The sequence below is a fragment of the Ferroplasma acidarmanus Fer1 genome (genome assembly GCF_000152265.2).
Lineage (GTDB): Archaea > Thermoplasmatota > Thermoplasmata > Thermoplasmatales > Thermoplasmataceae > Ferroplasma > Ferroplasma acidiphilum.
The window spans coordinates 798790-824161 of sequence record NC_021592.1 but is presented as its reverse complement, the minus strand read 5'-3'; the positions used below and the strand labels follow the sequence as shown (position 1 = coordinate 824161).

Sequence of the window (25372 nt, the reverse complement as noted above, 5' to 3'; positions counted from 1 at the left end):
TAAATTAAAAATTTAACCTTTTTATATCTTATAATATTTAAATATATGCATCAAAACTTATTGTCCACCGTATAGTATAAAACATAAAAACTATATGGATATACATTATATCTGGAAAATAGCCATAAAACAATATGATAATGCAATATGGCGTAAAAATAAAATAACGCAGGTATATATATCCTTGTGATAAAAAAATGCGGCATATGTTCTGCTGAATTCCACTGTGGCGGATTGCTATGCTGGTGCAAGGGAACAAAATTAAACGGAAACCAGTTGAAAGCAATTAAATTGCTATCACCGGATTGTGTGTGCCCTGATTGCCTTAATAATGCGAAGAACAATATTTAAACCGGATAACAAAGGTGGAAAAATGGCAACTTTTATATTTTGACAGTGTCTTATATAGGCTATGGAAAAAATATTTTATGTTTATCTCGGCCAGGACGATCCAAAGAAATCAACCATGAAAAAACTGGAACGCTATGGGCTGGCCATTGAAATACCCCTTAATAAAATATACAATAAACTTTACCTCACGCCGTACTCCGATAATTTTCTGTTAAATTCAAATAAAATGCTGTTTGAGGATAAAGGGATAGTTGTTATTGACGGCTCATGGAACAGGATAAACACCATAGAAAATATTAAAGGGAAAAATGGGAAAAAGCTTCCACTGTTGCTACCGGTAAATCCTGTGAATTATGGAAAGCCCGGAAAATTATCATCACTGGAAGCTTTAGCCGCTGCGTTATACATTATGGGATATTCAGAACTTGCCGGCGATGTTATTTCCAAATACTCATGGGCACAGAATTTTATCAAAACTAATATAAACCCGCTAAATGATTATATGAAATGCAACAGTGATGAAGAGTGCATTCAGGTCCAGGACAGCTATTTCTGAATATTTACCCATTTTCCATTGTCCAGTTTAAATATCCCTTCTGCGTAAGCTGAAAATATCTTTTCAATAGGGCTGCGGAAATTATCCGGTATTACGGAAAATAGAGAATTCTCATAGGGCATAATATGCAATCCTCCGGCATGTTCAGCATCTCCGATACTGCCGGAATACAAACCAATTTTTGATTCTGCATAAATCCTCTCATCAGGGTCAAGCCGGAGCCTTGCCTTTGAAAGCCTTCTTTTTAATAATCTTACGTCATCGCTGGAATACAATATATCTTCCGGTTTTCCTCCAGAAGCCTCAATGAACAATAGTATTCCAAGGCATTTCGAGCATTTCCCGCATGGTTCTATTACACCGTCTTTTCTATGGCATGAGTGGCATGATCTCTGCTGCAGGAACAAATCCCTATAGCGTTCCATTAAAATTTTCTCTTCCAGATATCCGGTTACTGGATAAACTATAGAGTATACACCTGCGTTTACCCCTTTCTTATTGAAGTATAGAGAAAGCATATGGTTGAAATCATAAGTCTGGTCAAAAATTCCATAGTAATATTTCAATCCTTTATAATCACCCATTTCCCGAGGGTCGTCGAATTCATCGCCCATGATTATATTTCCAATGGAATATTTTTTGAGCAAAGGCAGCAGCAAAAATATATACACCGGGAAAATAAAAACCTGGATTGGATAATCATCGGACAGTATATCTATCATATCTGTGTTCACTATTTTTATATGATTCAGCATTTCATGGTAAAACCTGTCTGTATTTGACCATACTTTCATTACATTTCCAAAGTTTTCTCTATAATAGTCATAGGCTGTTTTTGCTGTGAGCCAGTGTGAACCGGATTCTTCAAAATAGAAAGAATAATTGTTTTCCGGTTTGTTTATTTCATTGAAAATTCCAAAGGCTAAAAGGCTTTCCTTGCCGCCTGAGGACATAATAGCCACCTTATCAGGGGATGTATTCCATGGCCTCTCTTCGCTGAAAGTTTCAGGGCATACAAGCTCAGTTATTCCATCAGCATTGGCTGCGGTAATATCATCTTCAGCCGGTATAAACTCCGGTTTGATGTAATCATATCTCCTGTTTATTATTTTATTAATAAAAACTTCATGGGCATTTATTTTCATAAAATTTTTTATCAACTCTATATCTGTAGGTGATACCGGGAAATTTAAAACCAGTTTCCGGGCAAAATAGGTAAAATTAATTGCAGGCATTGTAAGTATAAGCCCTGCTATATTCCTGTCCACATCAATATCTTCGGCATATGTGAAAATCAACCTGTATGAAAAATCATCAAATTTTATATTTCCTATGATCCTTTTTTTCTCAATACTGGCTATATTCACCTCAATACTGTCAAATGAAATTACATTGTCAATATACACTTTTTAGCACCCACATAAAGTATATATTTCGGTGGTTCATAAATCTGATATAACGCCGGTAATGTTTTCAAATTCTTCCAGAGGGTCGAATACAGGTATATTGTATATTTTTTCAAGTTTTGTTTTCTCAACTTCTATCTCTGATTTTTCCATATTTTCGGTGTTCAATGATATTGCAATTACCTTTTTGTTGGAAACAAGCTCAAGAACCTTTATGTATTTTTCCAGCGGCTCAATAGGGTATTCAGGGAAGCCGTCGTAAAACTTCCTTTTTGGCGCATGCTGGAGTATTATGGCATCCGGGCGCATTGCACCTATTATTTCAAACCCTCCTGGATATGCTGGATGCAGAATAGACCCCTGCCCTTCAAGGAACATATACTCGGGCTGTTTTTCCTGCCACGCTTTATATGTTATATATTCTAAAGACCCGGCAACAAAATCATTTATGATTGAATCCATTACAACTGTATATGGAAATCCCTGCATCCAGGATGTTTGCCCGGTGCCTATTAATTCAGATTGTTTTTTCTTCCTGTTCATGGCATCATTCAGATAAACTGCAGTTGTCCTTTTGCCTATAGCGCTATCCGTTCCCAGTACCGCAATTTTTTTCGATTTTACCTCCTGTATTTTTCCTGTAAATGAATATTCATAATTGTTAAAAATTTTCCTTATATCAGTAATTTCCACATCGTATATTTTTGCGAGCTTGCTGAATTCATTATCATTGCTTATGTACTGGTGTAACCCATTTACTATGTTCATTCCCTCTTCGATAGCCGTGGAAACATATTGCCTGTATTCCACCGGAAGATAACCACCATCGGTTGCGACACCGATTATCAGTGTTGTAGCTCCGAGAGCTTTTGCCTCCTGAATTGTACTGACAATCCTTATGCCATTCTGCCTGCCCATAAGGACATACCCTGCATCCATGCCATAGTATCTCGAGTCTATGACTGCAACTATGTCATACCTTTTGCTGTACCTTACAAGCCCGTTGGCCGTCTTGCCATATGTGGTGGCAAAACACCCCTCAGAAAGAACCACTGCCTTTTCCATTATTTATCACTTCCAGTTAATACAATGACGCAACTATTATTCCCTGCAAATTTTAATGCACCTGCAGCCGCGGAAGCAGATGCTGGCAGAACTGATAAATTATCAATTTTTCTAAATCCTCTGGATATTTCCTCCATTTTCATATCAGATACGTATAATGCTTTTCCATGTGTTTTATACAGTGCATCCAGTGCTTTCTGCCCATCATATGACCTGTAGGCAATCAACGGTTCATTTGCATATGTTTCAACGATATTTTCAGGGTTAAGCTCAACTATGTTCCTGAACCCGTTTATGAATGAATAGACAATAGGGTTTCCGCCTTCAGTGCTTGTTGCAATGAATTTCGGCATTTTATCTATTTTTCTATTCCTGTATAATTTCAGGAATCCGTAATATATTCCATAAAACGTTGTTCCATTCCCTACCGGTATTGATATATATTCAGGGGCAAAGCCAAGCTGGTTATAAATTTCAAATGATATTTCGCTGTATCCTGAAACATCTATGCTTTTATTTGGTGACCCTGGGCTCGCATCATACCAGTTGTTATTTTTTGCCTCTTCCCTGATATATTCAACCATTTCTTCATATTTTAGTGGTTTTTCTATTATGTCTGCACCGTACGCAGCTATTTCTGCATGCCTTGAATTTGAATATTCTGCTGGTATTCCAACTATTGCTTTAATACCCATTCCCCTTGCATAATATGCAATCGACGCTCCAAAATTTCCGCATGTTGCCACAGATATTTCCTTATATCCCTGTTTTATTGCATTCTCAACATGTTTTCTTGAAATTCTATCTTTCTGGGTTCCCGTTGGGTTTACCCCCTCATATTTTATAAAAAAATTGCTTCTTTCCAGGTAGTTGCCTATGGCAGAATCCCTTATTAATGGACTACCCGGGGGCTTATCTTCTGTTTCTATTTCCATTTTTTTTCACTGGTATTAATATAACCTAATTTCATATATAAACATTGGGCATTTATATATCAGATTTTCAAAACCTCCAGGCTGTGCTTATCTGCAATTCTTGTAATCATATCCTTCACCCTGCCTTTTGTCCCGTGTGCATCCATTAGAAAACCTTTGCAATTCATTGTTTTTAATACCGCATTTTCAATTTCATCCTCTGAAATTATTTCATGGACATATTTAGGTATTATATGCCCTATGTTTATATCATTGCTAAAGAAATAACTGCTTAGTTTCGGGGCATAATGCCCTCCGCCAACACCAACATAATTTCCATAGTCCTTCTCCACACCTTCCATTATGGCTCTAGCCATAAGAGCAGCTATGCCTTCCTGTTTCCATTCATTTTCTGTGGTTCCTATTTCTATGAAATATGCAGGCTTTTCCATATACGGGCCATGGTGTGTGGCTTCAAATGTTATTTCAAAATGGTCTCCTGAATAATTGTTTTTTATATACCGCAATGAAGCACCCATTCCTAGTGGATCTGATGGGACAATTACATTGTCAAGACCGCCAAGCTCAGCTTTCCTGAAGTTGCCAATAGGATGTACTGTTAAGGATTTTATATCTGCCTTTGAAGAATGCTTTGATAGGAAAACAACCTTTTCAACTCCCTCTTCCAGGTCTTCCATGTCCTGGTATATATGTAAATTGTCTATGAATTTTAATTCATAATTTTTGTAGCTGTATTTATTTTCATCCAGTTTATCAAATTTGAAAAGTTCCAGCAATCTGGATGCCATTTCCATGCTTGCTCCATCTTTTCTCGAGGCAATTAATAAAATCATGGATTGTTATTAAAAAATCAATTATAATATTTGGTATTTCATTAATCACATTAAAAGCACGAATGTAATTATATGAGTAAACCCCTCCATAAAACTTCTGCTTTCCAGTATGAAAGAAGTAGTTTACAATAAAATACGATAACCTAGAAGTAATAGCCTTAAAGCTTAACCAACATGCAAATACAACGGTTTTCATATATTTATATTAATATATTTCCATAAAAAGTAACGATTAAATACTTAAATTTCAGTTGAGTTTTTATGAAGTATAAAGTACTCATAGCAACAATGATAGCCGTGGTCATGATATTCTCGGTATTTGCTATGGTTCCCTTGAATTCGGGCAGCCAGGCAAATTCACCAGCATTATCAGGATCATCAGCTACAGATTTTAATGGAAGCATAGATAATCATTTTATGCATAACTATGGTTCCAGATTGATGTATAATAGCACGACAGGAATGGTAATGGGCAAGTATCTAACAGCGGATTTCAATTCATCTACCGGTGTGTTCTCCAATGTGACATATAACCTAACCTCAACAGTTTTGATAAGCAAAATGTATTCCAACGGAACTCCCATAACTAGTATTTCATTACCTATCCTGGGTATGAGTTTACACATGCATTCATATACTGCCTATAGAATAGGCAATATGTTTATCATGGTAAATGGCACATCGTTCTACGTTTTGCACAATAACCCCGCCCTGGAAAGCAACATGATGGTAAATGGCAATTTAACCCTGGTCGTACCATCCACCGCACATATATACAATACATCCAACAATACGCAGGTCAGCACAAGTGCAAACTATAGCTTGAATGCACAGGCAAATTCAAATGTATTCGGTAATGTGAATATGGCAGATCATGTCATGGTGAATTTCAATAATACCATAAATGCGGGAAGGCAGATGATTGTTATAGACAACAATGGAACAATAGCAATGTTGTTTATACACAATGGGGACTTCAAAATAACAGGCAAAAATATAACAATATCAAGCATAAACAGAGGCCCTGTACTTGTCAATCTGGTAGCTCCACCAGGACTTCAGAAAATATCCAACAACAGCATGGTTTTAAGCAACATCATGAAAGGAAGGATATCATCTGAAATAGCTCTGAACTTAGTCAATGGAACAATTGCAAATAGCACAATAAATTACAACTCTTCCACACATTTTGTGTATACAAGCAAAACCTCATCAACAACATCATTTGACATAAACTCTACAGTAAACCACCATACCATAGTGGCAGTATTCATAGGAAACAATGTGACAAAGAATACTGGCCATGCCTATGTTAAATTTGATGGAAGCATTGCTACATATGTTTCAATGTCTACACTTGTAAATGAAACCAGCAGCACCCATGCCTATTATTCATACACAAATACCTCTTCCGGAATGTATGTATTTATGTATGTACCACACTTCTCAAACCACACCATGGTTGTATCCAATACTCCATTCCATAGCACGGACTACACAGAATACTATATAGGAGGAGGGATCATAGCTGTACTTGCAATAATAGGTGTTGCGGCATACGCAATAAAGAAAAGAAAATAATTTTATAATTTTATAATTTTATAAATTTTAAATGTAAAGATAAATATACCTTTTTATATTATCTATTTAATGTTAAATAAAAGCGATGAATTTCTTGAAGATGCACTTTTTATAAGGGAATTAGCAATGAAGCATAACAAATTTTTTGAAGAAAGCATTCCACTTATAGCTTCAGAAAATATAATGAGCCCCATGGCCATGGAAATGTTGCTTACAGACCTTGGATTCAGGTACGCCGAGGGATTGCCACATAAAAGGTACTACCAGGGGAACCAGATAGTTGATATTATCGAAGATAAAGTAACAGATTTAGGAAGGGCACTTTTCAATGCAAAGTATGTAGACCCGAGGCCACTTTCAGGAACAAATTCCAATATGGCTGTCCTCTATGCATTTACAAAACCCGGGGACACAATAACAACACCGGCTCTCTCCGGCGGAGGGCATATCAGTTCAGCACCTTTTGGTGCAGTTGGATTCAGGGGGCTTAAGACACTTAATTATCCATTTGATGTTGACGAAATGAACATAAATGTGGATGGAACTATAAAATTGCTTAAGCAGGCAAAACCAAAGCTTGCATGGTTCGGGCAATCTGTATTCCTTTTCCCAACACCGCTTAAGGAACTACGTGATACCCTGGAGGAAATAGGGTCTACCGTTGTCTACGATGCAGCACATGTACTCGGATTGATAGGAGGAAAACAATTCCAGGACCCATTGAGGGAAGGTGCACAGATAATTACTGGAAGCACACATAAAACACTCCCGGGTCCACAGCATGGAATAATAATAGGTGAAACTACAGAGGAAAAATGGAAAAAGGTCCAGCGTGGCGTCTTCCCCGGCACTCTGAGCAATCACCATCTCAATGCAATGGCCGCACTTGGTGTAACATTAGCCGAGCACCTGGATTACGGAGAAGCATACGCTAAACAGATCATAAAAAATGCACAGACACTTGGTTCAGAATTGAGCAAATTGGGTTTTAATGTCCTTGGAGAAAAGAACGGATTTACAAAATCACACACACTTGCCATAGATGTTTCCAAGAACGGTGGCGGAAAGGAAGTTGCAGAAAAGCTGGAAAGTTGCAACATAATATTGAACAAAAACCTGTTGCCATATGACGACAATAAGAAATCAATGAACCCCAGCGGTATCAGAATTGGAACACAGGAAGTAACAAGAATTGGATTTAAGGAAGCAGATATAAAGGAACTGGCAGAACTTATAAGTGATATAATAATAAAGAAAAAAGACCCTGAAGTTATGGCAGAGAAAGTCCGCGACTTCAAATCCACATTCAATGAAGTGCAATACTGTTTCGGGAAATTCAAGCCTTACCAGTATATTGAACTTTTTAAATAATTATTATTTTTATCATTTAACCGATTAATTCATTTTCCTGGTATTCATAACACCTTTGTTCATTATTCATATTCTGAAGATTATTGTAAATCCCATGGAAACTGGAATAATTATAAAAGATCTGAATTATAAGCTAAAAATATATGTGTCTACTGCTAGAGTCTCACTTAAGATTTTCACTATTTCTATTTGTCTTGGATGTTTTGCCTTCCAGCGTCATTACGAATACCATTTTAATTTAGAATACTATTATTATACTGTATATTTATAATTATTAAATTTTTATAAATTTGAACACAAATGAATTTTGATAATATATTATTCACCGTGTTCAAATCCGCCTTCGGATCCTGAGATCTCTTCTGCCTCTCCAGCAGCAACTGAAGAATTCTCGTTTTCCTCCGATTCTATTATCTTCTTTTTATCTTTTATATACTCCTTCTGCTGCTTCATTTCTTCATCTTCCTTTTTTTTCTCAGAATCCATAATTTTCACCTTAACCTTTAAACTCCTAGCCTTTGTTTATATATAAATATTTGTGGATATATATTATTTGAAAGTTTATAACTGCAACTTAACAGAGAGTTTACATGTTTATACTTAAAATTGGCATTCATGATTTTAATAATATAATCCTGTTTTCTCATGAACCATAACCTGAATCATGGTGGGAATTAAATATAAAATTTACACTATTGACGTTTTAAAGAATATGCCTCTTATGTTCAGCCAGATAGAACCAAATCAGATTAAAATGCTACGGTCATATAGTATTGTAATGCCTTAACATAATGATGAAATCACTGCAAAATTCTTGATGCCAAAACTTAAATATAGAAAACAGCTTGGTAAATTAATATGTACAACACACTGCTTATTGAGGATAGGGGATATGTTTCTGTTATTGAAATCAATAGGGCCAACAAACTAAATGCCCTCGGGGAAGATGTAAGGTCAGACCTATTGGCGGCTTTTAAGGACTTCAATTCTGATCCAGCCAAGAGAATAGCAATATTAACCGGAAAAGGCAAGGCTTTTTCAGCAGGCGCTGATCTCACATCAACATCAGATAAAGAGGTTGATATAAGAGATGAGCTATCCAACTCTTTTCACCCTATCCTGAAAGAGATGGTGAACAGCAAGAAAATATTTATATCTGCAATAAACGGTGTGGCCGCCGGAGCAGGCATGAGCCTTGCACTGGCATGCGATATATCCTTTGCATCGCGTGAAACAAACTTCATTATGGGATTCCATGGCATAGCCCTTGCCCCTGATACCGGGCTCGTGCTCATTCTATCACGCCTTGCTGGAGCTAAAGCCAGGCCATATCTTTTGTATGGTGGGTCATTTTCAGCTAAGGAAGCTGAAGAAATGGGGCTGGTGCAGGTTGTAGACGATCCATTTATGGATGCAATTGAACTTGGAGAAAAGCTGTCAAATGGGCCATACAGGGCATATTCTGTGTCAAAGCAGCTTATTAATCAGTCTCTTTATTACGGCCTTGATGATTTCCTGCAGGATGAAGCGAGATTGCAGTCAGATCTTGGAACAAGCCATGATTTCCGCGAAGGTGTCTCTGCCTTCAGGGAAAAGCGCAGTCCAAAATTTACTGGAAAATAAGCAATAGAAACAACTTTCATCCCTTATGGAAACTTTAAATAGAAATGAAATATTTTTATTATTATGAGGTATTTTTTCAAGCTCAGCATTAACCCGGCAGATAAAGAATTATACATTTCCAGGCATCAAAATATATGGCCTGAAATGCTTGAGGAATTAAAAAAGGCAGGCATAAGGAATTATTCCCTGTTCTTAAAAGGAAATGATGTATATGGATACTGGGAATGCGATGACCTTGAGTCTACAATGAGAATTCTCAAAGATAGCAGGGTCAATGAAAAGTGGCAGGAATCCATGAAAGGCATTATAACAGGCAGGGACGATATAATTCCTTCACCATACGAAGAAGTCTTCCACATGGATTAAAATAAATTTCCTGTATTCTATATTAACAATACAAATCCAGAACTTTTAAAACTAATATAATTTATAGTAATCAATAGGTTTTAACAGGATTATACATATTGTCCCTTTCCACAGGAACCATGTTAATTTGCTTGATGGAGTTTATTATGTATTCCTTTCTCAGGTTGCCTACCTGTTTTCCGGTTGCAGGTATTACCTTTTCATCGTATATTGTTCCTCCCCAGTCGTTTGCACCGAATAATATGGCCATCTGTGCCATCTGCATACCGTTTGTAAGCCATGAACTCTGTATGATTGGTAATTCATTATTGAACACTACCCTTGCTATTGCAATATTTTTAAGTACAGATACTCCACCCGACCTGTATTTGTAGCCTTCCTTTGCAAGTTCTGTATTGCCCGGTTCAAAATTCCATGGGGTGAATGATAAAAATCCATGGTATTTCTTCTGTAATTCCAGTATGGAAAGCAAATGGTGTGCTTTGTCAAGTGAAGTTTCCAGGTGCCCGAACATCATTGTTGCTGATGTGTGTATACCGAGTTTGTGTGCAGTCTCCATAATCTCCAGCCATTGCCTTCCACTTGCTTCAGGCCTACCCATTCTTTTTCTCACACTGCCATCCAGAATTTCTCCACCGGCACCGGGTATTGTTTCCAGGCCGCTTTCCCTTAATTTAATTAATAAATCCTTCATAGGAATGTGTGCCTTAAGTGATATAAAATGAAGTTCAGCTGTTGAAAGCCCGTGTATGCCCAATCCAGGAAATTCTTTTTTTATTCTGCCAAATAGCTCTGTATAATAATCAAGGTCAAGGAAAGAATTGACACCTCCCTGTATTAAAAGTTGCCTTATGCCATAGGGTTCATAATATGTTTTTATCTCATTTACAACATCATCTATTGAAAGGGTGTATGCATCGCCGTCATTCTGCGTTCTGTAAAAAGCACAGAAATGGCACCTTACATTGCAAACGTTTGTATAATTTAATATTAAATTGGAAACAAATGAAACCCTGTTTCCTGAAATTTTATCGGTAATGCCCCTGGCAAGCCTTCCAAGGTCCCTGAGGCTTGTTGAATCATATAATGAAACTATTTCATTCTCATCAAGTGTTTCCCCATTCTTTATTTTATCTTCTATTGTATCGATGTAACCGTAAGAAATCATAATATCTCATGACATTATAAAATAAATATGTATCTAAAAATAAGTTTTATGAAAAATAATTAATTGAAAATATACATTTATCCGATTATTTTACGGGCAAATTCAATAGTTTTCATTACGCTATTGTTGAATGAATAATCCATTACCCTGTAATACTCTTCCATTAATTCTTTCTTTACATGGAATTTTAATGAGTTTTTTTCTGCTGATTCCTTTATGTATTTTTTTGAATCTTCTATATGCTTATCAAGATCACCGATTCTGGCATTATCTATTGCATTCCTGGAAGCTGCAACAGCATAAACCGGCTCAAGCCCGTATAACTTTGAGAACTCAAGTCCCACATCAAGAAGTATATTTGCAGAACCTGAATACGCTTTTATTGCATCATCTCCAATAACCAGTGCATAATCCGCATCCTTAAGGAGATTTTCATAATCAGAATATCCCGATTCCTTTAATTCAAAGGATATCCCCATTTTCTCAAGAACAAGTTTCAAATAAAATTCAGTAGTTTTTGTAAGTGATGTTACATTTATTTTTATATTATTTTTAAGATATCCAGATCTGGAAAGGAGTATTGTTGATATGCTGTTTGCCTTTGTGTGTATGTTAATGCTTTTTACAAGGTTTAATTTATCCATATGCTTCAGGTATGTAACAAGGGATACCATGCCTATTTCAGTTCTCCCCTCCTCAAGGTCCCTGTAATTGTCCGCTGCACTTTTCCTTACTATTTCATCAGGGGAGAATGTCATGCTGAGCGGGTCTGAATGGGAAAGGTTGATGAGTCCTATCATGTTAATAGTACTCCTTTATGTTGTAAAATGTATCCCTGAGTGCCGGCACCTTTCCTATTTCCTCAATTAAATGGTTAAGCTCTTCCACGCTACCAGAGGTATGCCTGTTTGTTGCACCGAAGACTTTCTCACTGAATGCGGTTCCAACAAGGTCACTTCCGCCGGACATCAGTGCTACCTGCGCCAGTTCCTTGCCAAGTGCAACCCAGTAGACACTCACATTCCTTATGGCTTTTCCTAGAATGGCCCTCGCAAGAGCATAAACTCTTATATCTTTATCTCCAGAGGCAGGCATCCTTACCTTTCCCATTTTATATAAAGGTGTATTTTCTATGCTGAACTTTAACGGAATAAATGATAAAAATCCGGGCTGCTCCAGCTGGTTATCCCTCAATCTAACCATATGGTTTATAATATCATCATAATTTTCTACTGTTCCATAGGTCATTGTCGAATTGCCTTTTACTCCAAGGCTGTGTATTAGTTTCGCATCCTCCAGCCATTTTTCACCGGAAATTTTTTCAGGAGTTGTTATCTGTTTCCTGACCTCTTCATTGAATATTTCTGCCCCTCCACCCGTATGTGCATCCATTCCAGCTTTCCTGAACCTGTCTATAACTTCAGGAATAGAATTTCCAGTGGTTCTCGCTATAAAGTCTATTTCTGGTATGGTAAATGTTTTCAGTGTAATATCCGGCAATACTTTTTTTACTTCCTTGAAAATGTCCTCATAGTATTCTAAATTTAAATCCGGGTTGAACCCGCCAACTATATGTATTTCTGTAACGTTAAGTTCCTTTGCCTTCATAGCTTCTTTATGCACATCCTCTACCGAAAGCTCAAATCCCTTTTCAGGGTTATATTTTTTAATTTTATATGGAACATAATATGCACATATGGGGCATGAGGCCGTGCAAAAATTTGAATAATTGATATTGTAGGAAACGGCATATGAAACCTTATCTCCTACCTCCAGTGATGCTAGGGAGTCACCAAGTGACATCAACGAATAGATATCCATGTTCAGCAGTTCATGTGCATCTTTCTCCTGAATTTCATTATCCTTCAAAAAATCGAACCAGTAATCCTTATTATAAGCCATTGACATACATTCATATTGTAACTAAAAATAAATAATTATTCATATTTAAATAATATAGCAATAAATCAAATATCCTGCAACCCGGGTATTTTTATAGGATTTCCGGTAATCCGGGATATCTTCCACAGTATAGCCGAGTTTTCCGATAATACCGGTTTTCCATATATGCTGCTTAACTTATCAAGGATTTTTGATGTGGGCATTGCGGTGCATGAGATGTAAATTAAATCACTTTTTTCTACAGTACCAATATTTTTATCCAGCATGCATCTTATTTCCTCCAGGCTGGTTCTGGCAATGTCCAGCGCATATATTTTATTCAATCCATAGGAACCTGTAATGTTAAAACCTTTCTTTGAAAAATATTCTTTTTCTTCGTCTGTCCTTTCTTTTATATACGGCGTTCCAAGCCACATGGATTTGCTTTCGGATTCATGGAGGTATTCAATTACAGCTTCCTCAGGTATGATGACATTTCTTCCGAATACTTCCCTTATAATATCTGCATTTTTATGTGTTCCAAATGTCCTGCCATATACAATTACGTTTGATGATCTTCTCAACAAACTATAGGCCTGTTTCAAATCATTTCTGAATTTCACCGGATCATCAGGCTCGCAGTTCCTGGAAGGTCTCATCCTGGTTGAATGGAAGCTCATATTTTCAGGAGCCATTCTATACATATCATATTCCAGTGCCACGTTGTTGGCCGGTACTATCATACCAACCCTTATCATAATTCATAATTTCTTCACCGTTAATTAATTTATTATGGATTTTATTCCGGGAAAATTGAAATATAATAATCATATGTTAAATCATGATTACCTACATAGATGATAATGATGTTAAAAACAACCTTCCTGTAAAAGAATGTGTTGATGAGTTAAAGGAAGCTTTTGTTTCATATGGAAAGGGGGAATCTGACTCTAGCCCCAGGGACAGGATAAATGGAAAAGATTTTGTTTTCAGTACAATGCCCGCACTCTATGAAAGGCGCGGCATAGCAGGATTGAAAACATATATGTATGGAAAAAACGGCTATCGGTTTTTTGTTATACTGTTCAGTACTGAAAACCCTGGCAAACTATTTGCAATGGACGCAAATGTTCTCGGGCAGATAAGGACCGGGGCTATTTCAGCCATGGTTACAACAATGCTGGTAAAGAAGAAGAGAATCAACTATACAATTATAGGATCAGGATTTCAATCCGAATCGCAGTTGAATTCAATTTCAGAGTACTACGAACTGGAAAATGCTTATGTATATTCAAGAAACTTTGAACATGCAAAGAAATTTGCAGAAAAATCTAGAATTAACGTTGAACCTGTTAAAGGCCTCTCATGCCTTAAGGAATCAGACGTCATTGCATCTGCAACGGATACAGAGGAGCCAATATTTAATTATTCAATGCTGCCTGAAAATTACCATATTAACCTGATCGGCTCAAATGTCTTGGGTTCAAGGGAAGCAGATAAGGATGTATTTGAAAATTCAGGGCTGGTAATAGAGGAAAATTCTAGACAATCAGCAATGGAATCATCAGAAATAAGCGATATAAAGGATAGGAGCAAAATAACCACATTGGGAGAATTTATGTTAAACCCTGATAAATACAGAAACAGCAAATCTGTTTTCAAATGCCTTGGAATAGGGCTGGAAGACCTGGCTGCAGGGTATGTTGTCCTTAAAAATATGTCATTGCTATAATTTTAAAATACTTCTATAATATTTCCATAGATGTTTCTTTACGACTATGGTTTAGGTATCCTGCTGGGGCTGTCACTTGCAGGCCCGCCCGGTTCCGTAAATTCAATTATTGCAAACGAAGCGCTTAAATCTCCGCTTCATGGCACACTTGTAGGCTTAGGTGCAATGACTGCGGATCTAACATTTTTTGCCATAGTATTCCTTACTAATGGAATCATAAGCCCTGAAATTCTAAAGGTCATATACGTAATAGGTGGTATTTTCATGCTTTACCTGGGCATATCGATACTCAGGTCAAAAATGCCATCAAAAACAAGGAAGGGCAATTATGTTCTAGGGGTAACCATGGGATTGACAAACCCTTTTCAGATAATATGGTGGTTTACAGTTGGATTCTTCCTGCTCAAGGAACTGAGCATATTTTCCATCACAGGATTATATTCCGGAATCGTGGTGTGGACAATAGTATTTCCATATGTTGTATGGCGCTTTGGAACGGGCTATGAAAAATACATTAAAATTATTTCTGCAGCCATAATATTTGCATTTGCAATATACATACTGTTCGATGGATTGCACCTGATATTGAAATAATTATTCCCTGATTACACGTTTGCCATTAATTGAATACCTTTTTGTAATCAGTAAATTTATTGAATATACCAGTGATTTATGTTCTTCCTCATGTATCTTTTCTTCCAGTGACTCCGGTGTATCAATGTCAGATACTTCAACAACTCTCTGGTCTATAATTGGCCCGTTGTCAACATCCTTTGTGGCAAAATGAATTGTGCAGCCGGAAAACCTTGCACCGGATTTTATAACAGCTTCATGGACTTTCCCCCCGTAATAGCCTTTGCCGCCAAAAGCAGGCAATAATGATGGATGGAGGTTTATCATTTTAAAAGGATAAGCATCTATTATATTATCTGGAATTATTTTCATGTACCCATCCAGAAGTATTAAATCCGGGTTTTCTGCAGCGAGAATCTCAGATATAATATTGTTATAATCTTCTTTTTTGCTGTCTACCAGGACAGGCATTATACCGCTGTCCCTTGCTCTCTGGAGTACATACGCCCTTTTATTATTGCATATTAATTTTGAAATCTTTGCATCATTTATGACGCCATTATCTATTGCATCCACCACTGCCTGAAAATTTGACCCGTTTCCAGATGCAAGTACAACAATATTATACATGGCATGGAATTGCCTTTTGTTTTAAAAATTATTTGATATTATAATTGTTTTTAAAAATCATTAAAAATATTTAAGTCCCCTCACAGGGTTTATAAAAATAAATATTTAATCCCCAAGCTCTTTTAATTCTTTTTTGGAGAATAATATTTCCTTTAATTCCCTGTCAAGTTCCGGGTCATTTCTCCTGAGGTATTCCAGCAGCAATGAGAAATGCTCTTTTTCATCATCCCTGTTATGTTTTATTACTTCTTTTAACACAGGGTCTTTTGTTGCATCCAATCTTTCGTCATAGAACATTATTGCCTGCATTTCTTCTATTAGCGATTGCCTTGCCCTTGACATATCCTTTGTCTTTTCATCTAAACTATTTTCTGTTTCGTACATCGGCATTTAATTCGCCTCCTTCATTCTTGATACTTCCTTTGCTTCTTTTACTTCTTCTTCAGGAGCATCACGGTATGTTAACCACCAGGCATATCCCTTATATTTTTTTAATCTTTCCGGTATATCGTTCATAGTTGCCGGTGGTGGAATTATAAACCTCCCTTTCATTAATTCATTGTCAGGCCAGTTTGCAGGTGTTGCTATCTTATATTTGTCAACCATCTGCAGGGCTTTGATCATCCTGAGAATTTCAGATATATTTCTTCCTATCTCCAGGGGATAATAAAGTATAGCCCTTACCACTGCTTTGTCATCCACAATAAATACTGCCCTTACAGTAGATGTTGCAGATTCAGCATGTATCATTCCAAGAGATTTTGCAACGTTTCCCATAGGATCCGCTATTATGGGAAATTTAACATCTATTTTTAAATTGTCATGTATCCAGTTGATCCATTCCATATGTGATATTTTTGAATCAACACTCAATCCTATTAATTCAGTATTTAATTTAGTGAATTCATCATTTCTCTGTGCAAATGAAAAGAACTCAGTGGTACATACTGGAGTAAAATCTCCGGGATGGCTGAATAGGACAAACCATTTTCCTTTGTAGTCGTCAGGCAACTTCTTGCTTCCCTGTGTTGTAACAACATCCATTTCAGGGAATTTCTCTCCAATTAAAGGCATTCTGTTTTCCATGTTTATCAACTCTTAATTGTATGTTTGCATAAATACTTTGTGTATATGTATAATTATAATTACCAATTATACTTATTTAATTATACAAATGTTCAGTAAATCTAAATTATAAAACATAAATTTTTATTCTTTATTATAATATACTAATATGGTTGATAAACTGGACACGGAAATTGCCCGGTATCTGATTGACAACTCAAAATTGTCCATACGTGACCTTGCTAAATTATGCAATGTTAGTCCTGGGACTATTAGAAACCATCTGCAGAAGATGGAAACAGACAAGCAAATTATAGCATATACAACAAGGCTCCAGGGGAAACGCCTCGGCCTGGAAGAAGCAATACTGGGGCTTGATATTATGCCTGAGCATTATACAAGGACACTGGAAGAATTAAGAAAATTAACCTTTATCAAGAGCCTTTTTTCAACTTCTGGAGATCATTCCGCCATAGCTATAGTAATTTCAAAGCTATATGGAAAATCATTGAATGAATGCATAGCGGAAATAGAAGCTACAGAAGGTGTCAGGAACGTATATCCTTCAATTGTCAATAGCACGTTGAAATAAGAACCTTATTTTGCCAGGGTAAAGGAAGATATCTACTGCAATTGCAACGGCTATTTCACCGCCCGGTGATTATAATGCTTTTTGGTGTCTGAAGGGATCTGAGATTTCGCCATATCATTCCTGGTTAATATCTGCCCTTTATATGGTAAAGTAGTTATCTACACTCCTGCGTAAGTTAACATCTTCCTACTTTATGTGTGACTTCTAAACTTACGGCAGAAAGCAAATATTTATTAGCACTATTGTATGGCTATAAACGAGGCGATAAAATGGTTAAATTTCATGCGATAAACAAAATAATGACTGCTGGCACCTTTTTGTTTTTTGTCTCCCTTATTGTATTGGCTATCGGTGCAATTTTTCATTCTAACGGTACAATTTTGGCAGACAGTTTTCTTTATGGAGGATTAGCCTTCCTAATTTCCATAATTCTCCTGGCAATAGGTTTAGTCATTGGTACAAGAAGTGGAAAACTTCAACAGAGGACTGATGAGATATTCAGCAAGAAGAAAAAGAGAGAGTAAAGCATCAAAGTGAATAATACATACCTTATTATTGCACTGTCGGCATCAGCTCTTTTCACTGCTCTTTGAGCAATGCTAGTCTATCTTTATTTTGACCATGTGTTATACACCTTAGGGAATTATCCTACTATCATTGTTCTATTTCGACCAAAAGGATATACTATGTATTAATTTTTTATTCGCAAAAGAGGGAACCGGACTAAATGTTATATAACTACCGGAAAGCATCTTTAGGAAAGTCTTTTTAGGCAAAACTGTATGTATATTTATGGTAAATGAAGATAAACTTAAGTCAGATATTGAAAAATGCAGAAAAGTTTCACAGGACGGTTCAATGGTTACTTATGATTTAACTTCTGGAGTTGATTTTTCAAATCCCAAGCTTGTCGCAAAGGAACTGGCTGAAGTATTCTTTGAAAAGGATGCGAAGAACTGGTTCAAGGTGGATGATGATAAGATTGATTTCGAGCCAACATACAAAGTCCGTGTAGTACTGGCAGAAGAGAATAACAGGAAACTTGAAGCCACTGTTGATGACCTGCTTGAGGACATAAAGAAAGACGACATATCGGGCACTTATTCAAAGCAGATAAAGGACGATTCTGTTGTGGATTCGCATCTCCAGTCTACTATAGCAGCAAGCGCAATACGGTCTGCCATCTTCCGGCACTCTGAAGAAAAGGTTTATGCCGGTTCAATTAGCGATGACCTGTTTACGGATATTCTGGAGAAGCTTGAAATTAGATCCCTGAATGATAAGGACCTGATGAACTGGAAGAAACTGCCATTATAAATACAAGAGAAGATAAATAACTCTTGTAGTATCCTTTCCAGAGCACCTTCCATGATCGACTATGGTTAAATGGGAGGTCATATTCTGGAATTAGTTGATACCGATGCCGGCTTTTCTATTGCGGACATCATTTAGAAGTTGGTAAATGTGTAATTTTTAAGGGAATGCAATTTAAACAGTATCATATTCTTTTAAAGACCCTTCGAAACCGCATTTCGGGCACACAATAATTGCACCCAGGGCTACAAGTCCTCCTGGCATTTTCATCCCGGCCTTGTATTCCAGAGGCTTAAATCCCCACCGTGGTTTTTTGAATATTTCCCCGCACTTTCTACACTTAATATCTGTCATAGTTTTCCAATTATATAATTTGTGGATATATATAAATGTTAGTTAAAATAAGTAAGTGGTGCATTATAAAAACGTTACCAAAAATTGTGTTGTTAGCACCGATCTATAAGCTTTAATTAATATTCATTATGCCCTGCTTAATATGTCCAGTAAAGCATGAAATCTATTTTTTGGCAATGAATGAAGTAGTCTGCAATCAAGCTTGATCCGGGACTGCAGGGAGGCAAGCATTATTTTCTTATTATCGTATCATGAATAGCCATGGTTATCTTAATAATTAACCATGTTCTGAAATACTTATATCATCATGTTAATTGCATTCTCTCAGATGAATAAACGTACCTATTGAAATTATCCCTAAAATAATACATTTTACTGAAGAAATTATACACAAAAACAGTTCTTATCCCAATATAGATAATGGCTATGAATTTAAACAGCAAAATTTAATACATAATATAAATTATATTTCATTATGGTAAAAATTATTGGTTCAATAGATAATGCTGCCCATATGGATGACACCTACTATCTCATTTTCACCGATAATGAAATGTATCAATTCTTGACAATGAGTGCAAAGGAAAGGCTTTCCGATATGTGGCATATAACTATGAGTAATCCCGAAAGAATGGCGCCTGTTGTTGGCAATTATTCCAATTATAAGGTTACCCAGGAAGAGGCTGAAAACATAGTTATGGAGAATACCAGAAGAGGCAAAGAAATAGAAGATAACCTGGAAACAAAGCTCTCAGAAGTACCACCTCAATATACAGTTATTCCTTATTCAACCGTAGATAAGGCAGAATTAAGCGGCGGAACGGTAGTTTCCCTTCCTGAGATTCTTTTGCATGCGAATAGAAAGAAGCTGAAGTTCCACCTTGTTCGTTGCAACTTCCATGGAAGGGGAAAATTGACAGATGAAATATTTTCTCAATACAAAGAAACACTCACAACGGCATTTGGAAGCAAGCTAAAAGTCAAGAGTTAGTTTTTGCTTTAAAAATTTTTTCTTTTATTCTCGTGTATCTATGGGAATTGTGGGCTACGCTAGATGGTACTTTCTATTTCCTGGATAATTCTCCCGGCCTCTAAGATGGGAAACAATATTCTTCTGAATATTTAACTTCAAAGTTGGTCACTGAATTCCCAACTGTTTCTTTACTTCTTCTAATGTGTATGTTTTGTTATCTTTCAGATCAAGGAGGCTTCTTAGCAAAGAACTTCTGAAATTCTCAGTATACATTCCCTCCTCATCACCTTCAGGGAGTGCATCCAGCCGTTTATCGCAAGTCATCTTTTTGTATGCTTTTAATCCGTTTAATTTTTCCACTGAAGAATAAATAACTGCTAATTAACCCAATTTAGTAAAGTTTAAAATATATATACATATAGATATTATAATGCCCAGCAAGAATATATCAATTTCAGATGAAGCATACAACAAATTAAAAAAATTAAAAGGTAAAAATGAAAGTTTTACCGCTGTTATAAACAGGCTGTTCTCAACTATTATCCTACTTGAATTGAGAGGCACTATTTCAAATGAGGAAGCAAATGACATGAGAAATCGCATAGAGGAATCTAGAGAAGCAAGGAGGAAACAAATTGAAAAGCTTTTTGAGAGATGGAAATAAATGAAAAGTCTGAACAATATTATAGAAGAAGCCTGGAAGTATCAGGACAAACCGGAAATCATGTTGAAAATTTTCCAGGAACCATATGATGATTTCAGCGAAAATGCTGCTTACCTGTTTGAATATGCCAATGTTCTGGATTTTCTGGGTAAGGAAACCGAGGCAATTCCACTCTATCAAAAGGCAATAAAATTGGGACTTCCGGGCAAAATGAAAATACAGGCTGAAATGCAGTTGGGGAGTTCATTAAGTGTAATAGGCGAACATGAAAGTGCAATAGCTATTCTAGATGGAGTTTATAAGGATACAGCAGACCCCGCATCACTGGAATTTCTATGCATTGCTCTTTTCAGATCCGGGCAAGCTGATAAGGCTCTTAAGTATGCCCTCAATTTTATCCTATCTAGTAATCAGGGTATGCTGCCCGAATACAGCAGGGCTCTATCAGACTATGTTAATGAAATAAAGTGATGGTTCATGTTTCTAAAGCACCCTTAATTAAAGGATACTGGAGATTCTCATTTTCCCTGTACTTCGTTCTATCAACTAGCACTCAATAATTTCTATTCCGATTTTTTTGCATTGCTTGGATAGTTTTTTATCAAAAGTCACTAGGGGAGCATTTCGGGAAAGTGCGTCATATGCAATTATCCAGTCATTGAAATCCCTGAAACTGAAGTTGTTTTCAACTATGAATGTAGATGTCCCCTCAAGCATCCTTTCGGATAGCCAGGAAACCATGAAATAATCGCTGTGCAATAATTCTTCAAGTTTCATCCCGACACTGTTATTATTTATTCCATATCTTGGAAGAACAAATCCAATTTCAATAATTGAAAGGGAATTTATTATCATATTTTCCGATTCATTTATAATCTCAGTTGCACGGCCATGCTGTGGAGAGTTTTCTATAGCATCATATACCAGGACATTTGTGTCCACTACTAATGTCATCTATCCCTCGCTTTCCAACCTTTTTTTATCTCTTTGTCTGCATCAAGAGATGCAAGGTCTTCTCTGACGTTGAATGTAATTCGCTTTCCACTCTTACCTGTATCGGATTTCTTATTCCCAAGGCGTTGATTAATAATCTTAGACATATTCTTAGTACTCCCATATTTTTCAATAGATTCTCTCACAATTTCAGCATAAATTTCATCATCAAGATTGATTGTGGTTTTTACCATATTTATATTATCATAATGCCGTATAAAAGTTTTACGGTTAAATGGTATAATTAATAGTTAACTCAATATTATGCCTGAACATTATACAAAGACACTGGAAGAATTAAGAAAATTAAACTTTATCAAGAACCTTTTTTTCAACTTCAGTAGACCATTCAGCCATAGCTATAGTCATTTCAAAGCTATACGGAAAATCGTTGAACGAATGCATAGCAGAAATAGAAGCTACAGAAGGTGTCAGGAACATATACTCTTCAATTGTCAATAGCACGTTGAAATGAGAATTTTGCATAGATAGGTTTATAAATAAAGTAATTATCAAAAAAAAGTATGTTAAATATCTGGACGGAAAAATACAGACCAAGCAAACTCTCAGATGTCATAGGCGAAAAAGGGAATATAAACAGACTGAATGCCTATGTAAAGGATAAGAATATACCACACCTTATTTTTGCCGGACCGCAGGGAACAGGCAAGACATCCACAGCTATTGCACTGGCTATTTCATTATTTGGCGATTCATGGAAAGAAAATTTTATGGAATTAAATGCATCCAATGACCGTGGCATAGATATTATTAGGGACAATATCAAAAACTTTGCCAAGATCAGGCCATCAAATGATCTGGGATTTAAGATCATATTCCTTGATGAAGCAGACCACCTTACAGGGGATGCCCAGGCTGCATTGAGAAGGACAATGGAGATGTTTTACAACACAACCCGTTTTATATTTTCCTGTAACTATTCATCCAAGATAATTCCACCGATTCAATCCAGGTGTGTTGTTCTCCGTTTCAAGCCCATTGACAGGGAATCAATGAAGAATAGGTTAAAGGATATAGCTAAAAAGGAGAATTTTGAAATAGACGATGATTCCCTTGATGCCATATACGAAATCTCAGATGGCGATATGAGAAAAGCCGTAAACGTCCTCCAGGCAGTAAAGCTTTCAGGAAAAGTTTCCGCTACCGCAATATATGAGATATCAGGGGAAATTAACAGGGACGAATATAAAAATCTGATCAATATGGCAATTGAAGGAAATTTTAACGATGCCAGGAATTATCTTGACAAGATGTTAATCGACTATGGATTGTCAGGAATAGATATAATAAAAGGGATGCACTCATCTATACGAGGAGAGCAGATAGCATACAAGCAGAAGCTCGAAATAATCATGGCACTGGCTGAGGCTGAATTCAGAATTGTTGAAGGAGGCACAGACAATATACAGATGGATGCACTTCTGGCCAAATTGTCCTATATCGGCAGTGAAATCAATTAGGGCCGGTAGATCAGCGGTAGATCGCTTGCTTCGCAAGCAAGAGGGCTCGGGTCCAAATCCCGACCGGTCCATACAATCTAATACTTTTATGCCATAATTTATCAAACACATTTACAGTTAAGCAACCTGAGTGTCAGGAATCTCTTCTGGAAGATGATGTGAGCCAATGTTTTTAAAATCCTGTTGCAAAATCTGTTTTAACTATTAGTAGTATGAAATCTTGTCTATTGCTCGCTTCTGAAAATAACTTATGTAGATTATGCTGGTTTCCACAATTTCATCTTAGACGTTTTCATCATAAGCATAGTAAGCCATACCATAGCTATTACATAGGGAATAAGAGGTATAAGTGCCAATGCCTTATACGCAGATGGAAGTAAAATACCCAGTACACTTACAGAGATCGCAAGCCCAATAGAAAGAGGTATTATACATGCAAATAACTTTCCAAAACCAGGATCTACATATGTAGGAATAGATGAATCATACTCATGATCTGTAAGATCAAAACTCTCTTTCTGGTCTCATCTGGGGCATTTGAATACCCATACGCTACGGCTCTTACTGCAGTAATTGACCCATACTTTGAATGTATAAAATTGAACTCGTACTAGCAGTTAGGGCATGCAACCCTTGAAGTACGCTTTTTAGCAAATTCCTCAGGAATACCGGATGATATTAAAAGAGCAATTAGTGTAAATATTTAAATTTTATTAAAATAAATTTTTTATACAAGGGCCTGATGGGATTAAGGAGGAGAATAAATATTGAGATATGAAAACACCTATAAGTCCCTTCTTTTCTATGTTGGCGGTTTGGCACTTCTCTATCTTTCAATATTTCTATCTAACAACCTGAAGTACAATGGGCATTTTATATCAGCATTGCCAATAGTTTTACCATTAGTTTTTTCTATGGCATTTATTGGTGTTGCAGTTATTCTTATAATGGAAAAAGATTCTCCCTGGTTATTTAGAACTGGCATTATGAGTTTAGTTATTGGAATCACTTTATTCTTATTTGGTATCCTGACGTTCTATATGGGAGTTAAATCCTTAGTATGGGCAGGTTCATTTGCACTTGGCATATTGTTTATCCTGGGTGCAATGGTTAGATTATTCATTCAGGGTGGTTTAAGAGCATACAGAAAAAGCAGGAATTAGAATATTATTTCTATCAGTATTTGGAATTATATTTCTGACTTCAGGCTTTATGGGTTATTAGTATATTTTAAAAATCATAACCTTAACAGCTTTAGGCCAATATCCATTAAAACTTCAAAATGGTTGTCTAAAGTGTAAAGTGAACACCCATTGTTTATTGCTATTGCTGCTATGATTACATCCATTCTGGGAATAGCTTTCCCACTTCTTTCGGCACTTAGTTCTAAGTCTACAGACAGTTCAGTGTCACTTTTACTGTAGCCTAAAACTGGAATCTGCATGACCAATTTAGAATCTTTAGAATATTTTTTAATTCCATATAGTACCTCGTGTAAATTTATAGAGCTTGTGCAGTAATCTTCCCCGCTGTCAATAATCTTTGACATGAGCACGTGTACTTTATCCGATTTCTTGTCGAGTATCTAAATAATAACATAAATTTCCCGTCTTTCACCTTTTATTTTGTACTTCTTTCAGAAGGTCTTCCTTTCCTTCTAATTCAACGCTCTGTCTCAGTGACAGAAGAAGTTCATACTTGCTCTGTGATTTTATCAACCTATCCAATAACTCACTAAAGCTTTCGTTCTCCTTTTTGAACCCGATTAACTTATCATACACAGACTTTTTAATGGTAATTGTTTTTGGCATAACATATTTTTATGCTTAAACGATATTTAAATGTTATTTATGGTGTCAATAAAA

35 protein-coding genes and 1 tRNA gene are annotated in these 25372 nt (G+C 36.4%); 17 read left to right on the top strand and 19 right to left on the bottom strand.

Going from position 1 to position 25372, the window contains the following annotated elements:
• Positions 1 to 186 precede the first annotated feature (186 nt).
• The gene (locus FACI_RS10120) at positions 187 to 351 is read left to right on the top strand and encodes a cysteine-rich CWC family protein (RefSeq protein ID WP_171481135.1); all 165 of its coding nucleotides are present in this window, start codon (positions 187 to 189) and stop codon (positions 349 to 351) included.
• A gap of 61 nt (positions 352 to 412) precedes the next feature.
• Positions 413 to 907: a DUF367 family protein gene (locus tag FACI_RS04090; RefSeq protein ID WP_009886861.1), complete on the top strand. Its 495-nt coding sequence runs from the start codon at positions 413 to 415 to the stop codon at positions 905 to 907.
• Here FACI_RS04090 and FACI_RS04085 read toward each other — a convergent pair.
• The 4 genes from FACI_RS04085 to FACI_RS04070 are packed head-to-tail and all read right to left on the bottom strand — an operon-like array spanning position 898 to position 5146.
• Positions 898 to 2313: a hypothetical protein gene (locus tag FACI_RS04085; protein WP_009886860.1), complete on the bottom strand. Its 1416-nt coding sequence runs from the start codon at positions 2311 to 2313 to the stop codon at positions 898 to 900. The genes FACI_RS04090 and FACI_RS04085 overlap by 10 nt on opposite strands.
• A 36-nt stretch (positions 2314 to 2349) precedes the next feature.
• On the bottom strand, positions 2350 to 3378 hold the full coding sequence (locus FACI_RS04080) for a DUF1611 domain-containing protein (protein WP_009886859.1): 1029 nt from the start codon (positions 3376 to 3378) through the stop codon (positions 2350 to 2352).
• On the bottom strand, positions 3378 to 4313 hold the full coding sequence (locus FACI_RS04075) for a pyridoxal-phosphate dependent enzyme (protein ID WP_009886858.1): 936 nt from the start codon (positions 4311 to 4313) through the stop codon (positions 3378 to 3380). The genes FACI_RS04080 and FACI_RS04075 overlap by 1 nt, the downstream gene beginning before the upstream one ends.
• A 59-nt stretch (positions 4314 to 4372) precedes the next feature.
• On the bottom strand, positions 4373 to 5146 hold the full coding sequence (locus FACI_RS04070; protein ID WP_009886857.1) for a D-aminoacyl-tRNA deacylase: 774 nt from the start codon (positions 5144 to 5146) through the stop codon (positions 4373 to 4375).
• 261 nt (positions 5147 to 5407) lie between these two features.
• Here FACI_RS04070 and FACI_RS04065 point away from each other — a divergent pair, with 261 nt between their 5' ends.
• Both FACI_RS04065 and FACI_RS04060 read left to right on the top strand, forming a co-directional pair.
• A complete protein-coding gene (locus FACI_RS04065) occupies positions 5408 to 6727 on the top strand; it encodes a hypothetical protein (RefSeq protein ID WP_009886856.1) in 1320 nt (439 codons plus the stop codon).
• Between the two features lie 69 nt (positions 6728 to 6796).
• Entirely contained in the window at positions 6797 to 8098 is a 1302-nt protein-coding gene (locus FACI_RS04060; RefSeq protein WP_009886855.1) for a serine hydroxymethyltransferase, read from the top strand.
• Positions 8099 to 8416: 318 nt separating this feature from the next.
• Here FACI_RS04060 and FACI_RS10240 read toward each other — a convergent pair whose 3' ends face one another.
• Positions 8417 to 8584, bottom strand: coding sequence for a hypothetical protein (locus FACI_RS10240; RefSeq protein WP_009886854.1), 168 nt, complete (start codon positions 8582 to 8584; stop codon positions 8417 to 8419).
• A gap of 372 nt (positions 8585 to 8956) precedes the next feature.
• On the opposite strand from FACI_RS10240, the gene FACI_RS04055 reads away from it, so the two are divergent.
• Complete coding sequence (locus tag FACI_RS04055; RefSeq protein WP_009886853.1) at positions 8957 to 9721, top strand: enoyl-CoA hydratase-related protein; 765 nt, start codon at positions 8957 to 8959, stop codon at positions 9719 to 9721.
• A gap of 63 nt (positions 9722 to 9784) precedes the next feature.
• Positions 9785 to 10087: an L-rhamnose mutarotase gene (locus tag FACI_RS04050; RefSeq protein ID WP_009886852.1), complete on the top strand. Its 303-nt coding sequence runs from the start codon at positions 9785 to 9787 to the stop codon at positions 10085 to 10087.
• 70 nt (positions 10088 to 10157) lie between these two features.
• Here the strand turns inward: FACI_RS04050 and FACI_RS04045 are convergent, their stop codons facing one another.
• The 4 genes from FACI_RS04045 to FACI_RS04030 form a co-directional block, all read right to left on the bottom strand.
• Positions 10158 to 11255, bottom strand: a complete 1098-nt coding sequence (locus FACI_RS04045; RefSeq protein ID WP_009886851.1) for a CofH family radical SAM protein — start codon at positions 11253 to 11255, stop codon at positions 10158 to 10160.
• Positions 11256 to 11332: 77 nt separating this feature from the next.
• Positions 11333 to 12055 (bottom strand): MqnA/MqnD/SBP family protein, encoded by a 723-nt coding sequence (locus tag FACI_RS04040; protein WP_009886850.1) that lies wholly within the window; start codon positions 12053 to 12055, stop codon positions 11333 to 11335.
• 1 nt (position 12056) lies between these two features.
• Positions 12057 to 13157, bottom strand: coding sequence for a radical SAM protein (locus tag FACI_RS04035; protein ID WP_148285724.1), 1101 nt, complete (start codon positions 13155 to 13157; stop codon positions 12057 to 12059).
• Between the two features lie 65 nt (positions 13158 to 13222).
• Positions 13223 to 13894 (bottom strand): aspartate racemase/maleate isomerase family protein, encoded by a 672-nt coding sequence (locus FACI_RS04030; RefSeq protein WP_009886848.1) that lies wholly within the window; start codon positions 13892 to 13894, stop codon positions 13223 to 13225.
• Between the two features lie 83 nt (positions 13895 to 13977).
• On the opposite strand from FACI_RS04030, the gene FACI_RS04025 reads away from it, so the two are divergent.
• Positions 13978 to 14868: a Rossmann-fold NAD(P)-binding domain-containing protein gene (locus FACI_RS04025; RefSeq protein ID WP_009886847.1), complete on the top strand. Its 891-nt coding sequence runs from the start codon at positions 13978 to 13980 to the stop codon at positions 14866 to 14868.
• 30 nt (positions 14869 to 14898) lie between these two features.
• On the top strand, positions 14899 to 15462 hold the full coding sequence (locus FACI_RS04020) for a LysE family translocator (RefSeq protein WP_009886846.1): 564 nt from the start codon (positions 14899 to 14901) through the stop codon (positions 15460 to 15462).
• Here the strand turns inward: FACI_RS04020 and purN are convergent, their stop codons facing one another.
• The 3 genes from purN to FACI_RS04005 form a co-directional block, all read right to left on the bottom strand.
• A complete protein-coding gene (gene purN / locus FACI_RS04015) occupies positions 15463 to 16071 on the bottom strand; it encodes a phosphoribosylglycinamide formyltransferase (RefSeq protein WP_009886845.1) in 609 nt (202 codons plus the stop codon). It abuts the gene before it with no gap.
• A gap of 105 nt (positions 16072 to 16176) precedes the next feature.
• Positions 16177 to 16461: a ferritin family protein gene (locus FACI_RS04010; RefSeq protein ID WP_019841507.1), complete on the bottom strand. Its 285-nt coding sequence runs from the start codon at positions 16459 to 16461 to the stop codon at positions 16177 to 16179.
• Complete coding sequence (locus FACI_RS04005) at positions 16462 to 17157, bottom strand: peroxiredoxin (RefSeq protein ID WP_009886843.1); 696 nt, start codon at positions 17155 to 17157, stop codon at positions 16462 to 16464.
• Positions 17158 to 17305: 148 nt separating this feature from the next.
• Between FACI_RS04005 and FACI_RS04000 the strand changes: the two genes are divergently transcribed.
• The 3 genes from FACI_RS04000 (at position 17306) to FACI_RS03990 (ending at position 19045) form a co-directional block, all read left to right on the top strand.
• A complete protein-coding gene (locus FACI_RS04000; RefSeq protein ID WP_009886842.1) occupies positions 17306 to 17728 on the top strand; it encodes an Lrp/AsnC family transcriptional regulator in 423 nt (140 codons plus the stop codon).
• Between the two features lie 269 nt (positions 17729 to 17997).
• The gene (locus FACI_RS03995; protein ID WP_009886841.1) at positions 17998 to 18252 is read left to right on the top strand and encodes a DUF2614 family zinc ribbon-containing protein; all 255 of its coding nucleotides are present in this window, start codon (positions 17998 to 18000) and stop codon (positions 18250 to 18252) included.
• 268 nt (positions 18253 to 18520) lie between these two features.
• Complete coding sequence (locus FACI_RS03990; protein ID WP_009886840.1) at positions 18521 to 19045, top strand: hypothetical protein; 525 nt, start codon at positions 18521 to 18523, stop codon at positions 19043 to 19045.
• Between the two features lie 171 nt (positions 19046 to 19216).
• Here FACI_RS03990 and FACI_RS03985 read toward each other — a convergent pair whose 3' ends face one another.
• Positions 19217 to 19396: a hypothetical protein gene (locus FACI_RS03985; RefSeq protein ID WP_009886839.1), complete on the bottom strand. Its 180-nt coding sequence runs from the start codon at positions 19394 to 19396 to the stop codon at positions 19217 to 19219.
• A 475-nt stretch (positions 19397 to 19871) separates the two neighbouring features.
• Between FACI_RS03985 and FACI_RS03980 the strand changes: the two genes are divergently transcribed.
• Positions 19872 to 20387, top strand: coding sequence for a hypothetical protein (locus tag FACI_RS03980; RefSeq protein ID WP_009886838.1), 516 nt, complete (start codon positions 19872 to 19874; stop codon positions 20385 to 20387).
• A gap of 147 nt (positions 20388 to 20534) precedes the next feature.
• On the opposite strand, the gene FACI_RS10235 is transcribed toward FACI_RS03980, so the two are convergent.
• On the bottom strand, positions 20535 to 20693 hold the full coding sequence (locus FACI_RS10235; RefSeq protein ID WP_187288967.1) for a hypothetical protein: 159 nt from the start codon (positions 20691 to 20693) through the stop codon (positions 20535 to 20537).
• 106 nt (positions 20694 to 20799) lie between these two features.
• Between FACI_RS10235 and FACI_RS03970 the strand changes: the two genes are divergently transcribed.
• Together FACI_RS03970 and FACI_RS03965 are read left to right on the top strand one after the other, a co-directional pair.
• Positions 20800 to 21033 (top strand): antitoxin VapB family protein, encoded by a 234-nt coding sequence (locus tag FACI_RS03970; RefSeq protein WP_009886836.1) that lies wholly within the window; start codon positions 20800 to 20802, stop codon positions 21031 to 21033.
• A complete protein-coding gene (locus FACI_RS03965; RefSeq protein ID WP_009886835.1) occupies positions 21034 to 21504 on the top strand; it encodes a tetratricopeptide repeat protein in 471 nt (156 codons plus the stop codon).
• A gap of 75 nt (positions 21505 to 21579) precedes the next feature.
• Here the strand turns inward: FACI_RS03965 and FACI_RS03960 are convergent, their stop codons facing one another.
• The 3 genes from FACI_RS03960 to FACI_RS03950 all read right to left on the bottom strand — a co-directional run bounded on the left by FACI_RS03960 (position 21580) and on the right by FACI_RS03950 (position 22512).
• Complete coding sequence (locus FACI_RS03960; RefSeq protein WP_009886834.1) at positions 21580 to 21987, bottom strand: PIN domain-containing protein; 408 nt, start codon at positions 21985 to 21987, stop codon at positions 21580 to 21582.
• Positions 21984 to 22220: a hypothetical protein gene (locus tag FACI_RS03955; protein ID WP_009886833.1), complete on the bottom strand. Its 237-nt coding sequence runs from the start codon at positions 22218 to 22220 to the stop codon at positions 21984 to 21986. The genes FACI_RS03960 and FACI_RS03955 overlap by 4 nt, the downstream gene beginning before the upstream one ends.
• Before the next feature lie 112 nt (positions 22221 to 22332).
• Positions 22333 to 22512, bottom strand: a complete 180-nt coding sequence (locus FACI_RS03950; protein WP_009886832.1) for a hypothetical protein — start codon at positions 22510 to 22512, stop codon at positions 22333 to 22335.
• Between the two features lie 38 nt (positions 22513 to 22550).
• Here FACI_RS03950 and FACI_RS03945 point away from each other — a divergent pair, with 38 nt between their 5' ends.
• From FACI_RS03945 to FACI_RS03935, 3 genes are all read left to right on the top strand, one after another.
• Positions 22551 to 23507, top strand: a complete 957-nt coding sequence (locus FACI_RS03945; RefSeq protein WP_009886831.1) for a replication factor C small subunit — start codon at positions 22551 to 22553, stop codon at positions 23505 to 23507.
• Positions 23507 to 23578: transfer RNA gene (locus FACI_RS03940), tRNA-Ala, on the top strand. Before FACI_RS03945 ends, FACI_RS03940 begins: the two co-directional genes overlap by 1 nt.
• A gap of 696 nt (positions 23579 to 24274) precedes the next feature.
• Positions 24275 to 24670, top strand: coding sequence for a hypothetical protein (locus tag FACI_RS03935; RefSeq protein WP_009886830.1), 396 nt, complete (start codon positions 24275 to 24277; stop codon positions 24668 to 24670).
• Between the two features lie 74 nt (positions 24671 to 24744).
• Here FACI_RS03935 and FACI_RS03930 read toward each other — a convergent pair whose 3' ends face one another.
• Together FACI_RS03930 and FACI_RS03925 are read right to left on the bottom strand one after the other, a co-directional pair.
• Positions 24745 to 25056 (bottom strand): type II toxin-antitoxin system VapC family toxin, encoded by a 312-nt coding sequence (locus FACI_RS03930; protein WP_009886829.1) that lies wholly within the window; start codon positions 25054 to 25056, stop codon positions 24745 to 24747.
• A gap of 64 nt (positions 25057 to 25120) precedes the next feature.
• Positions 25121 to 25318, bottom strand: a complete 198-nt coding sequence (locus FACI_RS03925) for an antitoxin VapB family protein (protein ID WP_009886828.1) — start codon at positions 25316 to 25318, stop codon at positions 25121 to 25123.
• Between the last annotated feature and the right edge of the window lie 54 nt (positions 25319 to 25372).

Coding starts and splice junctions, on each gene's coding strand:
- FACI_RS04065 (WP_009886856.1), top strand. CDS start 5,408: ATGAAGTATAAAGTACTCATAGCAACAATGATAGCCGTGGTCATGATA.
- FACI_RS04010 (WP_019841507.1), bottom strand. CDS start 16,461: ATGCCGATGTACGAAACAGAAAATAGTTTAGATGAAAAGACAAAGGAT.
- FACI_RS10240 (WP_009886854.1), bottom strand. CDS start 8,584: ATGGATTCTGAGAAAAAAAAGGAAGATGAAGAAATGAAGCAGCAGAAG.
- FACI_RS04075 (WP_009886858.1), bottom strand. CDS start 4,313: ATGGAAATAGAAACAGAAGATAAGCCCCCGGGTAGTCCATTAATAAGG.
- FACI_RS04050 (WP_009886852.1), top strand. CDS start 9,785: ATGAGGTATTTTTTCAAGCTCAGCATTAACCCGGCAGATAAAGAATTA.
- FACI_RS04080 (WP_009886859.1), bottom strand. CDS start 3,378: ATGGAAAAGGCAGTGGTTCTTTCTGAGGGGTGTTTTGCCACCACATAT.
- FACI_RS03930 (WP_009886829.1), bottom strand. CDS start 25,056: ATGTCAAAGATTATTGACAGCGGGGAAGATTACTGCACAAGCTCTATA.
- FACI_RS03985 (WP_009886839.1), bottom strand. CDS start 19,396: ATGACAGATATTAAGTGTAGAAAGTGCGGGGAAATATTCAAAAAACCA.
- FACI_RS03960 (WP_009886834.1), bottom strand. CDS start 21,987: ATGACATTAGTAGTGGACACAAATGTCCTGGTATATGATGCTATAGAA.
- FACI_RS03925 (WP_009886828.1), bottom strand. CDS start 25,318: ATGCCAAAAACAATTACCATTAAAAAGTCTGTGTATGATAAGTTAATC.
- FACI_RS10235 (WP_187288967.1), bottom strand. CDS start 20,693: ATGACTTGCGATAAACGGCTGGATGCACTCCCTGAAGGTGATGAGGAG.
- purN (WP_009886845.1), bottom strand. CDS start 16,071: ATGTATAATATTGTTGTACTTGCATCTGGAAACGGGTCAAATTTTCAG.
- FACI_RS03970 (WP_009886836.1), top strand. CDS start 20,800: ATGCCCAGCAAGAATATATCAATTTCAGATGAAGCATACAACAAATTA.
- FACI_RS03950 (WP_009886832.1), bottom strand. CDS start 22,512: ATGCAAAATTCTCATTTCAACGTGCTATTGACAATTGAAGAGTATATG.
- FACI_RS04045 (WP_009886851.1), bottom strand. CDS start 11,255: ATGATTTCTTACGGTTACATCGATACAATAGAAGATAAAATAAAGAAT.
- FACI_RS04030 (WP_009886848.1), bottom strand. CDS start 13,894: ATGATAAGGGTTGGTATGATAGTACCGGCCAACAACGTGGCACTGGAA.
- FACI_RS04025 (WP_009886847.1), top strand. CDS start 13,978: ATGATTACCTACATAGATGATAATGATGTTAAAAACAACCTTCCTGTA.
- FACI_RS03955 (WP_009886833.1), bottom strand. CDS start 22,220: ATGGTAAAAACCACAATCAATCTTGATGATGAAATTTATGCTGAAATT.
- FACI_RS03995 (WP_009886841.1), top strand. CDS start 17,998: ATGGTTAAATTTCATGCGATAAACAAAATAATGACTGCTGGCACCTTT.
- FACI_RS03945 (WP_009886831.1), top strand. CDS start 22,551: ATGTTAAATATCTGGACGGAAAAATACAGACCAAGCAAACTCTCAGAT.
- FACI_RS04055 (WP_009886853.1), top strand. CDS start 8,957: ATGTACAACACACTGCTTATTGAGGATAGGGGATATGTTTCTGTTATT.
- FACI_RS03990 (WP_009886840.1), top strand. CDS start 18,521: ATGGTAAATGAAGATAAACTTAAGTCAGATATTGAAAAATGCAGAAAA.
- FACI_RS03980 (WP_009886838.1), top strand. CDS start 19,872: ATGGTAAAAATTATTGGTTCAATAGATAATGCTGCCCATATGGATGAC.
- FACI_RS04005 (WP_009886843.1), bottom strand. CDS start 17,157: ATGGAAAACAGAATGCCTTTAATTGGAGAGAAATTCCCTGAAATGGAT.
- FACI_RS04070 (WP_009886857.1), bottom strand. CDS start 5,146: ATGATTTTATTAATTGCCTCGAGAAAAGATGGAGCAAGCATGGAAATG.
- FACI_RS04040 (WP_009886850.1), bottom strand. CDS start 12,055: ATGATAGGACTCATCAACCTTTCCCATTCAGACCCGCTCAGCATGACA.
- FACI_RS04020 (WP_009886846.1), top strand. CDS start 14,899: ATGTTTCTTTACGACTATGGTTTAGGTATCCTGCTGGGGCTGTCACTT.
- FACI_RS04090 (WP_009886861.1), top strand. CDS start 413: ATGGAAAAAATATTTTATGTTTATCTCGGCCAGGACGATCCAAAGAAA.
- FACI_RS04035 (WP_148285724.1), bottom strand. CDS start 13,157: ATGGCTTATAATAAGGATTACTGGTTCGATTTTTTGAAGGATAATGAA.
- FACI_RS04060 (WP_009886855.1), top strand. CDS start 6,797: ATGTTAAATAAAAGCGATGAATTTCTTGAAGATGCACTTTTTATAAGG.
- FACI_RS03965 (WP_009886835.1), top strand. CDS start 21,034: ATGAAAAGTCTGAACAATATTATAGAAGAAGCCTGGAAGTATCAGGAC.
- FACI_RS04000 (WP_009886842.1), top strand. CDS start 17,306: ATGGTTGATAAACTGGACACGGAAATTGCCCGGTATCTGATTGACAAC.